Source organism: Microbacterium sp. cf332 (genome assembly GCF_900102175.1).
Classification (GTDB): Bacteria; Actinomycetota; Actinomycetes; order Actinomycetales; family Microbacteriaceae; genus Microbacterium.
In genome coordinates, this window is the sequence record NZ_FNKN01000002.1 from 669,141 (window position 1) to 683,155 (window position 14,015).

General features: G+C 70.8%; 14 protein-coding genes. 7 read left to right on the forward strand and 7 right to left on the reverse strand.

What is annotated here, in order from left to right; all coding sequences use genetic code 11:
• Nucleotides 1-11: 11 nt before the first annotated feature.
• A complete protein-coding gene (locus BLT21_RS10230) occupies nucleotides 12-860 on the reverse strand; it encodes an FAD binding domain-containing protein (RefSeq protein ID WP_091501672.1) in 849 nt (282 codons plus the stop codon).
• Nucleotides 861-997: 137 nt separating this feature from the next.
• Here BLT21_RS10230 and BLT21_RS10235 point away from each other — a divergent pair, with 137 nt between their 5' ends.
• A complete protein-coding gene (locus BLT21_RS10235) occupies nucleotides 998-2,026 on the forward strand; it encodes an XdhC family protein (protein ID WP_091501674.1) in 1,029 nt (342 codons plus the stop codon).
• Nucleotides 2,023-2,616, forward strand: a complete 594-nt coding sequence (locus BLT21_RS10240; protein ID WP_256336021.1) for a nucleotidyltransferase family protein — start codon at nucleotides 2,023-2,025, stop codon at nucleotides 2,614-2,616. Before BLT21_RS10235 ends, BLT21_RS10240 begins: the two co-directional genes overlap by 4 nt.
• Nucleotides 2,617-2,623: 7 nt before the next feature.
• Here the strand turns inward: BLT21_RS10240 and BLT21_RS10245 are convergent, their stop codons facing one another.
• Genes BLT21_RS10245 through purS form a run of 3 tightly spaced genes read right to left on the reverse strand, consistent with a single transcriptional unit; the run spans nucleotide 2,624 to nucleotide 4,523 of the window.
• Nucleotides 2,624-3,553 carry a 2-hydroxyacid dehydrogenase gene (locus tag BLT21_RS10245; RefSeq protein ID WP_091501676.1) on the reverse strand — a complete coding sequence of 310 codons (930 nt, stop codon included), beginning with the start codon at nucleotides 3,551-3,553 and terminating at the stop codon, nucleotides 2,624-2,626.
• Nucleotides 3,554-3,576: 23 nt separating this feature from the next.
• A complete protein-coding gene (purQ, locus tag BLT21_RS10250) occupies nucleotides 3,577-4,281 on the reverse strand; it encodes a phosphoribosylformylglycinamidine synthase subunit PurQ (protein ID WP_091501678.1) in 705 nt (234 codons plus the stop codon).
• Nucleotides 4,278-4,523 (reverse strand): phosphoribosylformylglycinamidine synthase subunit PurS, encoded by a 246-nt coding sequence (purS, locus tag BLT21_RS10255; RefSeq protein WP_023953132.1) that lies wholly within the window; start codon nucleotides 4,521-4,523, stop codon nucleotides 4,278-4,280. The genes purQ and purS overlap by 4 nt, the downstream gene beginning before the upstream one ends.
• A gap of 233 nt (nucleotides 4,524-4,756) precedes the next feature.
• Here purS and BLT21_RS10260 point away from each other — a divergent pair, with 233 nt between their 5' ends.
• The 5 genes from BLT21_RS10260 (at nucleotide 4,757) to BLT21_RS10280 (ending at nucleotide 10,598) form a co-directional block, all read left to right on the forward strand.
• Nucleotides 4,757-6,019: an ABC transporter substrate-binding protein gene (locus BLT21_RS10260; protein ID WP_091501680.1), complete on the forward strand. Its 1,263-nt coding sequence runs from the start codon at nucleotides 4,757-4,759 to the stop codon at nucleotides 6,017-6,019.
• A gap of 73 nt (nucleotides 6,020-6,092) precedes the next feature.
• A complete protein-coding gene (locus BLT21_RS10265) occupies nucleotides 6,093-7,148 on the forward strand; it encodes a carbohydrate ABC transporter permease (RefSeq protein ID WP_371113435.1) in 1,056 nt (351 codons plus the stop codon).
• Nucleotides 7,145-8,062 carry a carbohydrate ABC transporter permease gene (locus tag BLT21_RS10270; protein WP_091501682.1) on the forward strand — a complete coding sequence of 306 codons (918 nt, stop codon included), beginning with the start codon at nucleotides 7,145-7,147 and terminating at the stop codon, nucleotides 8,060-8,062. The genes BLT21_RS10265 and BLT21_RS10270 overlap by 4 nt, the downstream gene beginning before the upstream one ends.
• Nucleotides 8,059-9,576: a GH1 family beta-glucosidase gene (locus BLT21_RS10275; RefSeq protein ID WP_256336022.1), complete on the forward strand. Its 1,518-nt coding sequence runs from the start codon at nucleotides 8,059-8,061 to the stop codon at nucleotides 9,574-9,576. The genes BLT21_RS10270 and BLT21_RS10275 overlap by 4 nt, the downstream gene beginning before the upstream one ends.
• Before the next feature lie 8 nt (nucleotides 9,577-9,584).
• Nucleotides 9,585-10,598, forward strand: a complete 1,014-nt coding sequence (locus BLT21_RS10280; protein ID WP_091501684.1) for a LacI family DNA-binding transcriptional regulator — start codon at nucleotides 9,585-9,587, stop codon at nucleotides 10,596-10,598.
• A gap of 44 nt (nucleotides 10,599-10,642) precedes the next feature.
• Here BLT21_RS10280 and BLT21_RS10285 read toward each other — a convergent pair whose 3' ends face one another.
• The 3 genes from BLT21_RS10285 to BLT21_RS10295 all read right to left on the reverse strand — a co-directional run bounded on the left by BLT21_RS10285 (nucleotide 10,643) and on the right by BLT21_RS10295 (nucleotide 14,003).
• A complete protein-coding gene (locus BLT21_RS10285) occupies nucleotides 10,643-11,488 on the reverse strand; it encodes a VOC family protein (RefSeq protein WP_176786875.1) in 846 nt (281 codons plus the stop codon).
• A gap of 166 nt (nucleotides 11,489-11,654) precedes the next feature.
• Complete coding sequence (locus tag BLT21_RS10290; RefSeq protein WP_091501688.1) at nucleotides 11,655-12,995, reverse strand: uracil-xanthine permease family protein; 1,341 nt, start codon at nucleotides 12,993-12,995, stop codon at nucleotides 11,655-11,657.
• Between the two features lie 126 nt (nucleotides 12,996-13,121).
• Nucleotides 13,122-14,003 carry a phosphoribosylaminoimidazolesuccinocarboxamide synthase gene (locus tag BLT21_RS10295; protein WP_091501691.1) on the reverse strand — a complete coding sequence of 294 codons (882 nt, stop codon included), beginning with the start codon at nucleotides 14,001-14,003 and terminating at the stop codon, nucleotides 13,122-13,124.
• Nucleotides 14,004-14,015 lie beyond the last annotated feature (12 nt).

Genomic DNA, 14,015 nt, shown 5'->3' on the forward strand with positions numbered 1-14,015 from the left:
GCCGCCGGTCGTCATGCCGCCGGCATCTGGTCGTGTCCGTGCCGCAGGTCGGCGGCGACGCGGCGCGCGAGCACGCTGCTGACGCCGCGGCGCCAGTCCGCCGCGCCCAGGGGGTCGCTGTAGTAGCCGGGGGCGGCCTCGACGGCGGCGACGAGTGCCGCGTCGGACGGGAGCGTCTCGAAGCGCAGCACGACCGGACGACGGACGGCGGCCGTGACCGTGAACGTCGCCGAGCCGTCGCCGTCGAGGCGACCGGTGACGACGGCGCCCGAGCGGCCGAGCTCGGCGAGGGCGATCTTGTGCAGCGCCGCGGGCGAACGCAGGGTCGCGGCGGGGATCTCGATCGCGCGCAGCAGGTCGCCCGGCGCGAGGCACGTCTTCCCGTCGTCGACGACGAGGTCGGCGACGAGCATCCGCGCCTCCGACCCGTCGGCGCGCCAGATCACCGCGACGCCGTCGAGCGCCGCGCACAGGCTGACCATCGCTCCGGCGGCGAAGGCGCGGCACAGGTTGCCGCCCACGGTGGCGGTGTTCCAGATCTTGAAGCTCGCGAGGAGCGCGTTCGCGGCCATCGGCACGAGATCGAGCGCCGCCCAGTCGGCGGGTGCGTGAACCTCGAGGCGGCCGGCGGCGAAGGCGACGAGCCGCGCGATCGTGCACGTCGCGGCGATGCGCAGGCCGGTCTCGTCGACCTCGAGCTCGGGCCAGCCCATCGTCGTGAGGTCGACGAAGCCCGTCGTCTCCGGCTGCGGCTCGGACATCAGCCACGTTCCCCCGGCGAGGAATCTCTCGCCCGGCGCGAGTGCCAGATCGCCCCGCGTCCGAGCCGTGCGGAACCCGGTCACGGTCGTGATGTCCATCGCTGCTCCTCTCGGCTCGGGCGTCGGATGAGTGAATCAGCCCCGCATTTCGACCGTGTTTCACGCCGCCGCAACGAACCGGCAACACGCGACGCCTAACGTGCGGAGGAGTCCTGTTCCCGCCCCGAGGAGGTCCGATGCGCGAGATCCTCGCCGTCGCCCGCGACGAGCTGGCCGCCGGCCGACCCGTGGCGGTGGCCACCGTCGTCGCGGCTTCGGGCAGTTCACCGCGCGAGATCGGCGCCTCGATGCTCGTCTCGGCGGACGGGCGGGCGTTCGGCAACGTGTCGGCGGGATGCGTCGACGGGGCCGTCTACGAGAGGTGCGTCGAGGTGCTCGCCGGCGCCGACGCGACACTCGACCGCTTCGGGATCGCTGATGACGACGCGATCGCCGTCGGGCTGTCCTGCGGCGGCACGATCGACGTGCTCGTCCGCGCGCTCGCGCCCGGCTCGTCGGGGGCCGCGACGCTGAACCTCCTCGCCGCCCGAGAGTACGATGCCGTCCCCACCGTGCTCCGCCTGCGGACCTCCGGCGCGCGGATCGGATCGGCCTCGATCGTCGAGTCCGCGACCGATCCCGCCCCGTCCGGATGCGTGGACCTCGCGTTCGGCGCACCGCCCCGGCTCGTCGTGGTGGGCGCCGTGGAGGTCGCGGTGGCCCTCACCGCCCTCGGATCGGCCGCGGGCTTCCAGGTGACCGTAGTCGATCCCCGCGACGTCTTCGCGAGACCCGATCGCTTCCCCGGTGCGCACGTCGTCGTCGACCAGCCCGGGCGGTACCTCGCCGCGGCCGCCCTCGACGCAGGCACCGCCGTCTGCGTCCTGACCCACGACCCGAAGTTCGACGTGCCGGCGCTCGCCGCTGCGCTCGCGTCGCCGGCGTCGTACGTCGGCGCGATGGGCAGTCGCGCGACCTGTGCCGACCGCATCCGCCGTCTCGCCGAGCAGGGGGTCGCGCCGGCCGCCCTCGCGCGACTGCGGTCGCCCATCGGACTCGACCTCGGCGGCTCGAGCGCGGCCGAGGCCGCGCTCTCGATCCTGGGCGAGATCGTGGCGGTGCGCCGCGGCGGGACCGGCCGACCGCTGCGCGGCGAGTCCGGGCCGATCCGCCGCGCCACGGCTCCCGCGCCTCTCGGATGCGGCGTCGACCACCTGGTGACGTGACGACCGCCGGGGCGGACCGCATCGCGCCCGTCGGGATCGTGCTCGCGGCCGGCGCCGGCACCCGGTACGGCATGCCGAAGGCGCTCGCGACCGGGCCGGACGGCCGGCCCTGGCTGAGCGCGGTCGTCGACGCGCTGACCGCGGCCGGCTGCGCACCGATCCTCGTGATGCTCGGCGCCGCGCCCGAGGCGCCCGTCCCCGCGGGGGTCGCCGCCCACGTCGTCGAGGACTGGCGGGCCGGCCTGTCGGCCACGGTCCGAGCCGCGCTCTCGGCGGCGTCCGACTCCGACGCCGAGGTCGCGGTCATCCTGCCGGTCGACGTCCCCGACATCCCGGCCGCCGTCGTCGTCCGGCTGCTCGCCGCCGCCGGCGGCGACCCCGCGGCGCGCCACCGCGCCGTCTTCGACGGACGGCCCGGTCACCCGGTCGTCCTCGGCCGGGAGCACTGGGACGCCGCCGCCGGCGCAGCGTCCGGCGACCACGGGGCAGGCGCCTACCTCGCGCGCGTCGGCGCGATCAGCGTGGAATGCGCCGACCTGTGGCACGGTCGCGACGTCGACCGCGAGGTCGGCCGCACCACGAGCGGCTGATAGGCCGTCAGGCGTCGACGACGTTGAGCGGCTCTTCGCCCGCGGCGAGCCGCTCGATCTGGGTGCGCACGAGCTTCGCGATCCGGGGGCGCATCGCGTCCGCTGCTCCGCCGACGTGGGGGACGACGAGCGCGCCGGGGGCGTGCCACAGCGGGTGGTCCTCGGGCAGCGGCTCCGGGTCGACGACGTCGAGGGCGGCGCGCAGACGCTCGGACTGCAGCTCGGCCACCAGGGCATCCGTGTCGAGGACCGTGCCGCGCCCGACGTTCACGACGAGCGCGCCGTCGGGGAGGAGGCCGAGCTCGTCGGCGCCGATCAGGCCCTTCGTCGGCTCGCCGCCCGGAAGCGTGATCATGAGGATGTCGGTGCGCGGCAGCAGCTCGGGGAGCTCGTCGATGCCGTGGATGTGCACGCCGTCCTCGTCCCGGGCGCGCGAGGCCACGGGGACGATCTCGGTCTCGAAGGGCACGAGGCGTGCGGCGACGGCTTTACCGACTCCGCCATAGCCGAGCACGAGCACGGTGCGGTCGGCGACGCTGCGGCTGAACTGCGGCGCCCAGCGGCCGGCCTCCTGGTTGCGCACGTAGTCGGCGAGGTCGCGCTGCGCCGCGATCGTGAGGCCCACGGCGATCTCGGCGGTCGCGGTCTCATGCACGCTCGAGGCGTTGGCGAGGCGGGTGCCCTCCGGCAGGTAGGCGCCCATGCCCTCGTACCCGATCGACTGGCTCTGAAGGAGTCCGACGCGGACGCCCTCGAGAGCCGAGAGCAGGCGCTTCGCCGACATGTACGGGGGCACCACCATGTCGAATGCGTCGCGAGGAGCGGGCGAGCGGAGGTCCCAGACCACCAGCTCGACGCCGTCGGGGAGCGCGCCGACGTCTGCGGCCAGCTCGTCGGTGGGCACGCTGACGACGACGGTGCGGGGGGATTCGCTCATGCCCCCACGCTACCGACTCGGGGTCAGACCCGCGCGAGGACGGCCGCGACGGCCGACGTGAAGAACGTCAGTCCGTCGGTTCCCGAGCGCATCGCGTCGGTCGTGTTCGGCCCGAAGCCGGGTTCGACGGCGTGCTCGGGGTGGGGCATGAGACCCACGACGTTGCCGCGCTCGTTCGTGAGGCCGGCGATGTCGTCGAGCGAGCCGTTGGGGTTCACGCCGCGGTAGCGGAACGCGACGAGTCCGTCGCCCTCGATCTGCTTCAGCGTCTCGGCCGAGCACGTGAACCCGCCGTCGGCGTTCTTCAGCGGGATGACGATCTCCTGACCCGCGTCGAAGCCGCTGGTCCAGGCGGTGTCGGCGTTCTCGACGACGAGGCGCTGATCGCGGCGGATGAACTGCTGGTGCGCATTCCGGATCAGTCCGCCGGGCAGCAGGTGCGCCTCGACGAGCATCTGGAAGCCGTTGCAGATGCCGAGGATCGGCATGCCCTGGGCCGCGGCGTCCTTGACCTCCGACATGATCGGCGCGAGCGCAGCGATCGCGCCGGCGCGGAGGTAGTCGCCGTAGCTGAAGCCGCCGGGCAGCACGAGGGCGTCGACGCCGTCGAGGTCGTGCGAGCCGTGCCACAGGGCGACCGGCTCGCCGCCCGCCAGGCGCACCGCGCGCTGCGCGTCGCGGTCGTCGAGCGAGCCCGGGAACGTGATGACGCCGATGCGGGCGGTCACTCCACGACCTCGATGTTCACGACGTCTTCGATGACCGAGTTCGAGAGGATCTCGTCGGCGATGCGGCGCGCGGTCTCGAGGGTCGCGTCGTCGGCGCGGTCGACCGTCAGCTCGAAGCGCTTGCCGATGCGGACGTCGGAGAAGCCGGCGACACCCAGACGGGTCAGGGCGCCCGATACCGCCTTGCCCTGCGGATCCAGCAGCTCGGCCTTGGGCATGACGTCGACGACGATGGTGGGCATTGCTCGCTCCGGAGGTCGCGGGATGGGTGCGCGACCAGTCTACGGGTGGGATGCGGCACCGCCGTGCCGGATGTGGCGGACCTCGTGACCGGATCGTGATCATGATCATGGGAGCGCTCTCTTGCGTATTTTGGGAGCGCTCCCGTATGGTCGTGGGCAATCGGTGAGAGCGCTCCCAACGCAGGGTGCGCAGCGCCGCGCACCAGATACCCGCAATCACGAAGGAGTGACACGTGAACTCACGCGCACTGCGGCGGATCGGCCTCGTGGCCGGCGTCGCAACCACCTCGGCCATCGTCCTCGCCGGATGCTCGGGCGGGGGTGACCAGGCCGCATCCGGGGGTGACTCCGACACCGTCACGCTGGCGACGTTCAACGACTTCGGCTACACCGACGAGCTGCTCGCGGAGTTCACGGAGGAGACCGGCATCACGGTCGTCCACACGAAGGCCGCGACGTCGAACGACGCGCGCACCAACTTCTTCCAGAAGCTCGGCAAGACCGGTCTCGCCGACGTCGAGGGCGTCGAGGTCGACTGGTTCCCCGAGATGATGCAGTACTCCGACCTCATCGCCCCGGTGCCCGGCGACCTCGCGGGCCGCTGGCTGGACTGGAAGGAGAAGGCCGCGACCGACGCCGACGGCAACCTGGTCGCCTACGGCACCGACGTGGGCCCGCAGGCGATCTGCTACCGCGCCGACCTGTTCGAGGCCGCCGGGCTGCCGACCGACCGTGAAGAGGTCGCTCAGCTCTTCCCGACGTGGGACGCGTTCTTCGAGGTCGGCAGCGACTACGTCGCCAAGACCGGCCAGCCCTTCATCGACTCGGCCAACTCCGTGCTCCAGGGCGTCGTCAACCAGCTCGAGGTCGCCTACGAAGAGCCGGACGGCACCGTCGTCGCCACCGAGAACCCCGACATCCGTGAGGCGTACGACACCGTCGTCGACAAGGCCATCCCGATCGCCGCCTACCCCGGTCAGTGGACCGACGACTGGTACGCGGCCATGGCCAGCGGCAAGTTCGCCGCGATGCTCTGCCCGCCGTGGATGCACGGCATCATCGAGGGCGAAGCGCCGGACATCGCCGGCTGGGACATCGCGAACGCGTTCCCCGAGGGCGGCGGCAACTGGGGCGGCTCGTACCTGGTCGTCCCGGCCAACGGCGCGAACCTGACGAACGCGCAGAAGCTCGCCGACTGGCTGACCTCGCCCGAGACGCAGATCAAGGCGTTCAACAACGCCGGCACCTTCCCGAGCCAGCCCGAGGCGCAGTCGAGCCCCGACCTGACCGGATTCGTCAGCGCGTACTTCAATGACGCCCCCACGGGTCAGATCGGCATCGATCGGGCCAACGCGATCACCGTGACCACCTTCAAGGGACCGAAGTACTTCCAGTTCCACGACGCTCTGGGCAACGCGATCACTCGTGTCTTCGACGGGATCGAAGACAAGGAGACCTCCTGGAACACCTGGGTGAACGAGGTCGGAAGCTTCTGACCGACCCCGCCGGGGCGTGCCGTTCGACCGGCGCGCCCCGGCGTCCCCCTCCCCACGCACTCGAAGGACGATCGTGACCACGACTCAGCAGCGCCCGGCGACGCGCGCCCCCCGATACGACGACGGCGGTCGTCCTCCGCGAGTGATCTCGTTCTCGCAGAAGCTCAGCAAGTGGGATCTCCGCTTCTCGCCCTACCTCTACATCTCGCCGTTCTTCATCATGTTCGCGATCGTGGGACTGTTCCCCATCGCGTACACCGCGGTGATCTCGTTCATGGACTGGGACCTCATCCGCGGTGAGGGCGAGTTCATCGGCTTCGACCAGTACATCTGGATCCTGACGCAGCCCCATTTCTGGACGGCCCTGCGCAACACCTTCAGCATCTTCCTGCTCTCGAGCGTTCCGCAGCTCGTGCTCGCGATCTTCATCGCCGCTGTGCTCGACCGCAACATCCGGGCGAAGACGTTCTGGCGCATGGCGGTGCTCGTGCCCTACGTCGTCGCGCCGATCGCCGTCGGCCTCATCTTCAACGCGATGTTCGCCGACCAGTCCGGCTTCATCAACGGTGTGCTGCAGTCGATCGGCATCGGCGCCATCCCGTGGCACGTCGAGCCCTTCTGGAGCCACATCGCCATCGCGACCATGGTCAATTACCGCTGGATGGGCTACAACACCCTCATCCTGCTCGCGGCCATGCAGGCCGTGAACCGCGACTTCTACGAGGCCGCGACAGTCGACGGCGCGGGCCCCGTGCGGCAGTTCTTCTCGATCACGCTGCCCTCGCTCAAGCCCACGCTCATCTTCGTGATCATCACCGCCACGATCGGCGGCCTGCAGATCTTTGACGAGCCCCGCGTCTTCGACCAGGCCGGTCGCGGCGGCTCCGCCCAGCAGTGGCTCACCATCACCCTGTACCTGTACGACGTCGGCTGGGGGCAGTGGAACTTTGGTCGCGCGGCCGCGATGGCCTGGATCCTCTTCCTCATCATCGTGCTCATCGGCCTCGTGAACCTCGTCGTCACACGCACTCTCGTCCGCGACGAGGGGTTGCGGCGCGAGCTGTCGAAACGTCAGCAGAAGCAGCAGGCCAAGCAGGCGCAGCGCGCGCTGAAGGAGAACCAGGCATGAGCACGATCGGCACTCCCACCCCCCTCGCCACGGTCGAGGAGGGCATCCCCACCGCACGCGCGCAGCGTCGCGGGGCGCGCACCCGCCGCATCCGCGGCAGCCGACCGGGCTTCTTGACCTACGCCATCCTGGGTGCCGTGTTCCTGTCGGCCGTGTTCCCGCTCTACTGGTCGTATGTCATCGGATCCGGCGATTCCACGACACTGCGCAAGCCCTTCCCGTGGATCCCGGGCGGCAACTTCATCGACAACGCCATCTCGGTGATCTCCAACCCGGCCGTGAACTTCTGGCCGGCCCTGTGGAACTCCATCTACAGCTCGTTCCTCATCGCCGCAGCCGTCGTCATCACCTCGACCCTCGCGGGCTGGGCTTTCGCGAAGCTGCGCTTCCACGGCGGCCCCGCGCTGCTCGTCTTCGTCATCGCGACGATGGCCGTGCCCCAGCAGCTCGGCGTCGTGCCGCTGTACATCCTGTTCTCCGAGCTCGGGTGGACGGGGCAGATCGGCGCGATCATCATCCCGGCCCTCACGAGCGCCTTCGGGGTGTTCTGGATGACGCAGTATCTGCGCCAGGCGGTGCCCGACGAGCTCATCGAGGCCGCGCGCGTCGATGGAGCGTCGATGATCCGCACCTTCTGGACCGTGGGCATGACCGCCGCGCGCCCCGCCGCGGCGATGCTCTTCCTGTTCACGTTCGTCGGCGCCTGGAACAACTTCTTCTGGCCGTTCATCGTGCTCGACCGTCAGAACCCGACGCTGCCGGTGGCGCTCTCGCTGCTGCAGTCGAACTACTTCGTCGATTACTCGATCGTGCTCGCGGGCGTCATCCTCGCCACGATCCCGCTGCTGCTCCTGTTCATCTTCGCGGGCAAGCAGCTCGTCAGTGGCATCATGGCCGGGGCGGTGAAGGGATGACCCTGAACCTCGACCGCACCGAGCAGGAGACCATGACCGCGTCGCGCAGCTTCCCCACCGGCTTCCTCCTCGGAGCCGCCACCGCCGCCTACCAGATCGAGGGCGCCGCCTTCGAGGACGGGCGCACCGCGTCGATCTGGGATGAGTTCGCCCGCGTCCCGGGGGCGGTCATCAACGCCGACAACGGCGACGTCGCGTGCGACCACTACCACCGCTACCGCGACGACGTCGCCCTCATGAAGGACATCGGCCTCGACACCTACCGGTTCTCGACGTCGTGGTCGCGCGTGCGCCCCGACGGCGGCGCACTCAACCCGAAGGGCGTCGACTTCTACGAGCGTCTCGTCGACGAGCTGCTTGGCGCGGGCATCATCCCGTGGCTCACGCTGTACCACTGGGACCTCCCGCAGGCGATCGAGGAGCGCGGCGGTTGGACGCTCCGCGAGACGGCGGAGCGCTTCACCGAGTACGCCCTCGACCTGCACGATGCGCTCGGCGACCGCGTGCGGCACTGGACGACGCTCAACGAGCCGTGGTGCTCGTCGTTCCTCAGCTATACCGCCGGCATCCACGCGCCCGGCCGCTTCGACATCGGCGACGGCATGCTCGCGGCGCACCACTTGCTGCTCGGCCACGGGCAGACCGTCGCGGAGCTCCGCAAGCGCGACGCCGACCTGTCGCTCGGCATCACCCTCAACCTCACCGTGGCCGAGCCGGCCGACCCCGCCGACCCGGCGGACGTCGACGCGGCACGGCGCATCGACGGGCAGTTCAACCGGTGGTTCCTCGATCCGATCTTCCGCGCCGCCTACCCGGCCGACATCGTGGCCGACATCGAGAAGGTGGATGCGTCCGCCGTCGCCCGCTGGCGCGATGCGGTGCGTCCGGGCGATGAGGCGGTCATCGCGCAGCCGCTCGACGCACTGGGGGTCAACTACTACCACGGCGAGTTCGTCGGGGGACGTCCCGACCCGAACCCGCCGACCCCCGGCGATGCACCCACCGACCGCGTGACGGGCTCGCCGTGGCCCGCCGGCCACGACATCTTCTGGCACGAGCGGGGGCTGCCGCGCACGTCGATGCACTGGGAGGTGCAGCCCGCTGGCCTGACAGAACTGCTCGAGCGGGTGTGGACCGAATACGCCCAGCCCGTCGGCACGGTGCTGTACGTCACCGAGAACGGCGCCGCCTACGACGACGAGCTCGTCGAGGCGGAGGGCGAGAAGACGGTGCCCGACGCCGAGCGCACCGAGTTCTTGGGGGCCCACCTCGGTGCCATCCTCGACGCCCGGGATGCCGGTGTCGACGTCCGCGGATACTTCTACTGGTCGCTGCTCGACAACTTCGAGTGGGCCTGGGGATACGAGAAGCGTTTCGGCATCGTCCGCGTCGATTACCACACTCAGGAGCGCACGTTGAAAGACAGTGCGAAGGAGTATCGTCGGGTCATCGCAGATCGTGCGATCGACGTTCCCGCTGCCGCGGGCGCCGCCCGGACCGCTGTCCCGAGGTAGCCCCACCTGTGATCTCCGACCAGAACCGGACGGCCGCGACCATCGAAGAGGTCGCGGCCGTCGCCGGTGTATCGCGCTCCACCGTCTCGCGCGTCGTGAACGGCTCGACCGCCGTCAGCCCGGCCGCGCTCGAGTCCGTGCGGCGCGCGATCGCCGAGCTCAACTACGTGCCGAACCGCGCCGCGCGGTCGCTCGCGAGCCGGTCGACGATGGCGATCGCCCTGGTCGTGCCCGAAGACACCAATCGGCTGTTCGGCGACCCGTTCTTCGCCTCGGTCGTGTCGGGCATCAACGCCCGGATGAGCCGCAGCGACTACGTGCTGAACCTGATCATGGCCAGCGAGGACCCGGGCGACAAGACCGCCCAGTACGTCCGCAGCGGTGCCGTCGACGGCGCGATCATCGTGTCGCACCACACGAGCGACACGTTCATCGATCGCATCGCGGCCGCCGTCCCGGTCGTCTACGGCGGGCGCCCCGTGCGCACGCGCGGCGGCGACTACTTCATCGACGTCGACAACGTGGCGGGCGCGCGCGATGCGACCGCGTACCTCGTCGGGCGCGGGTGCCGTCACATCGGCGCCATCACGGGTCCGCCGTCGATGCCCGCGGGTGTCGACCGCGCGGAGGGGTACCGCATCGCGGTCGCCGAGGCCGGCTTGGCCCCGGCGCCGGTCGTCCAGGGCGACTTCACGATCGAGTCGGGCGCGGTCGCGATGCGCGCGATCCTCGCCGCGGGCGAGCCGCTCGACGGGCTCTTCGTCGCGAGCGACCTCATGGCGCGCGGTGCGATGCACGTGCTCGCCGCCGAGGGCATCCGCATCCCCGACGAGGTCGCCGTCGTCGGATTCGACGATTCCCCGATCGCACTGACCACCGAGCCCCAGCTGACGACCATGCGTCAGCCGTCGTTCGCGCAGGGCGAGTGCATGGCCGACGTGCTGCTCGCGCGTCTCGCGGGCCTGTCGCCGCCCGAGGTGACGATCCTCGACACCGAGCTCATCGTCCGCGGCTCGGCCTGACAGCGGCCCCGCCTGACAGCGCCGGGCGCGGTCGCGACGGCCGATCAGGCGACGGCGGCGTGGAGCGTGTTGTTCCAGGGGTCGTCGAACGAGACCGTGCGGCCGTCGTCGCGCACCGCGACGCCGTGATGGCGCAGGCGTTCGGCGAGGGCGCCGAGGTCGTCGGACGCGGGGAGGGCGAGGTCGACGCGGCCCAGGCCGAGCGCCGGCATCCGCGGGCCTGCGCCGCGGGAGTTCCAGACGTTCATCGCCATGTGGTGGTGGTATCCGCCGGCGCTGACGAAGAGGGCCTGGTCGCCGAGCGCTGCCGTGGTGTCGAAGCCGAGCGCGTCGATGTAGAAGGCGCGCGCCGTCGCGACGTCGCCGACCGACAGGTGCACGTGTCCGACCCGGGCGGGGTCGGACGCTGCGGCGACGGCGGTCGCGGCGCCGTCGAGCGCCGCAGGGTCGAGGTGCTCGCGCAGGAACGCATTCGGGTCGAGGTACAGGGTGGCCATCTCGACCTGCCCGTGCGTCCACGACCACGAGCTGCGATCGCGATCCCAGTAGAGCTCGATGCCGTTGCCCTCGGGATCCGTGAAGTAGAACGCCTGGCTGACGAGGTGGTCGGCGCTGCCGGTGAACGTGGTGGGGGCATGACGCGCGACGCTGTACAGCGCCGCGGCGAGGGCCGCCTGCGTCTCGAAGAGGATCGCCGTGTGGAACAGCCCCGCCGATCCGGCTGCCGCGTGCCGCAGCGCGGGCTCGTGGCGCAGGATCACGACCGGCCTGCCGGCGCGGCCGAGCGTGACGGTGTCACCCTCGGCCGCGAGCACCTGTAGGGTCACGACGTCGCGGTAGTACCGCGTCATCCCGTCGAGGTCGCCCACCAGCAGGGTGACGGCGCCCATGGTCGTGGCATCCGCCAATTTCCCATTCACACACATACACAACCCCCCGCCCCCCAGGGGCATTCCCCACGGGCGGCGCCGAGTGCACGGTGAAACGCCGAGTGCACGGCATCCTCGCGTCTGAAAGTCGTCCTTTCGACGGGATGCCGTGCACTCGGGGATGTCGCTACTGGGGGTCGCCGCCGAGCGGGCCGACGGCGGGGATGGGGCCGCCGTCGTCGGCGCCGGTCTTGCGCCAGCGGGCGATCGCGTTTCCTGCGTGATAGATCACGAGGGCGGCGATGGTGCCGAGGACGATCGCGCCGAACTGCAGCGAGCCGAGGTTCATCGCGAAGCCGGCGATCGCGATGACGAACGACACCGCGACCGTGTACTGGTTCACCGGGCGCGAGAAGTCGACGCGGTTGTCGACCCAGATCTTGATGCCGATCACGCCGATCAGACCGTAGAGCGCCGTCGTGACACCGCCGAGCACGCCCGCCGGGATGGTGTTGAACACCGCCCCCACCTTGGGCGAGAACGCGAGCAGGATCGCGACGATGCCCGCCACCCAGTACGCGGCGGTCGAGTAGACGCGGGTCGCGGCCATGACGCCGATGTTCTCGCCGTAGGTCGTGGTCCCCGAGCCGCCGAAGCCGCCCGCGAGGGTCGTCGCGACACCGTCGGCGATGAGGGCGCGCCCGGTGTGCTTGTTGATGGACGGGTCGTCGGTCATCGTCGCGACGCCGCGCACGTGGCCGACGTTCTCGGCGATCAGCACGAGCACGACGGGCAGGAACATCGGGACGATCGACCAGGCCGCGGCATCCCCGATCGCCACGAGGTGGAAGTCGGGCAGGCCGAACCAGTCGGCGGCCTCGACGGCCTCGAACTGCACCTGCCCCGTGACGGCGGCCACGACGTAGCCGACGATCACGCCGAGGAAGATCGAGATGCGGCCGAGGAACCCGCGGAACAGCACGCTGAAGAGGATGACGGCGCACAGGGTCACCGTCGCGATCTCGGGCTGCAGCTGGAAGTTGTTCCACGCCGCGGGGGCGAGGTTAAAGCCGATCAGCGCGACGATCGCGCCGGCGACCACGGGCGGCATGAGCTTCTCGATCCAGCCCGTGCCGAAGGCCTGCACGACGAATCCGACGGCGGCGAGCAGGACGCCCGCGACGACGACGCCGAGGAGTGCCTGCGTGATCTGCTCGGCGGTCTCGAGGCGATTGCCGCCGTTGAGCGCGGTGATCGGCGCGATGAAGGCGAACGACGAACCCAGGTAGCTGGGCAGCTTGTTGCGTGTGATCAGCAGGAAGACGAGCGTGCCGAGACCCGAGAACAGCAGGGTCGTCGAAACGGGGAAGCCGGTGATGATCGGCACGAGGAACGTCGCGCCGAACATCGCGACGACGTGCTGAGCGCCGATCGCGATGGTGCCGGGCCAGTTCAGGCGCTCGCCGGGCTTGACGACGGCGCCGCGCGCGACGGTGCGACCGTCGCCGTGGAGGGACCAGATGGGCATGGGGCTCCTCGGGATGATGAGGGATGCGGGATGGAGCGCGAGAGCGGCCCCACCCTACCTGGGAGATCCCTGGATGCCCGGTCGGCGCTCCGCGGAGCGGCACGACCCGTGATGCGAAGGGCGGGGTCAGCCTGCGAGCGTCTCGAGCAGCTCGCGGTACTTCGCCGCGGTGCGCTCGACGATCTCGGCGGGCAGTGCCGGGGGAGTGCCGGTCTTGTCCCAGTGGGCGCCCATCCAGTCGCGCACGATCTGCTTGTCGTAGCTCGCCATGCGCTCGGCGGGAGTCGTACCGGTTCGCCACGCGGCGGCATCCCAGTACCGCGACGAGTCGCTCGTCAGCACCTCGTCGGCCAGGACCAGAAGGCCGTCCTCGTCGAGGCCGAACTCAAACTTCGAGTCGGCGAGGATCAGACCATTCGCTTCGGCGAGGGCGGCGGCGCGCGTGTAGATCTCGAGCGACGCGTCGCGCAGGGCGGCGGCGGTCTCGGCGCCCACGAGCTCGACGGTGCGCTCGAACGGGATGTTCTCGTCATGCTCGCCGAGGGGTGCCTTGTAGGCCGGCGTGTAGATCGGCTCGGGCAGGCGGTCGCCGTTCTCGAGGCCGGCGGGCAACGGGATGCCGCACACCGTGCCGTTCTCGCGGTATTCGGCCCAGCCCGTGCCGGTCAGGTACCCGCGCACGATGCACTCGATCGGCTGCATGTCGAGTTCGCGCACGACCATGGCGCGTCCGGCGACCGCCGCGGGGGGCTCGACGCCGTCGAGGAGGTGGTTGGGGAGCGGGCGTCCGCCGTCGGCGCCCGCGAGCTGCGCGAACCACCACAGGCTGAGGCGCGTCAGCAGTTCGCCCTTGCCCGGGATCCCGGGTTCGAGCACCTGGTCGAACGCGCTGACGCGGTCGCTCGCGACGACGAGCATCCGGTCGCGCGCGCCGTCGGCAGGGCGATAGAGGTCGCGGACCTTGCCGGAGTAGACGTGCTTCCAGCCGGGCAGATCGAGGGCGCTCACCCGGCCATTATC

What these genes read in the sequence shown, in the direction of transcription:
- purS (WP_023953132.1), bottom strand. Translation starts at nt 4,523, where the DNA reads ATGCCCACCATCGTCGTCGACGTCATGCCCAAGGCCGAGCTGCTGGAT.
- BLT21_RS10245 (WP_091501676.1), bottom strand. Translation starts at nt 3,553, where the DNA reads ATGAGCGAATCCCCCCGCACCGTCGTCGTCAGCGTGCCCACCGACGAG.
- BLT21_RS10235 (WP_091501674.1), top strand. Translation starts at nt 998, where the DNA reads ATGCGCGAGATCCTCGCCGTCGCCCGCGACGAGCTGGCCGCCGGCCGA.
- BLT21_RS10230 (WP_091501672.1), bottom strand. Translation starts at nt 860, where the DNA reads ATGGACATCACGACCGTGACCGGGTTCCGCACGGCTCGGACGCGGGGC.
- BLT21_RS10275 (WP_256336022.1), top strand. Translation starts at nt 8,059, where the DNA reads ATGACCCTGAACCTCGACCGCACCGAGCAGGAGACCATGACCGCGTCG.
- BLT21_RS10285 (WP_176786875.1), bottom strand. Translation starts at nt 11,488, where the DNA reads ATGGGCGCCGTCACCCTGCTGGTGGGCGACCTCGACGGGATGACGCGG.
- BLT21_RS10270 (WP_091501682.1), top strand. Translation starts at nt 7,145, where the DNA reads ATGAGCACGATCGGCACTCCCACCCCCCTCGCCACGGTCGAGGAGGGC.
- BLT21_RS10290 (WP_091501688.1), bottom strand. Translation starts at nt 12,995, where the DNA reads ATGCCCATCTGGTCCCTCCACGGCGACGGTCGCACCGTCGCGCGCGGC.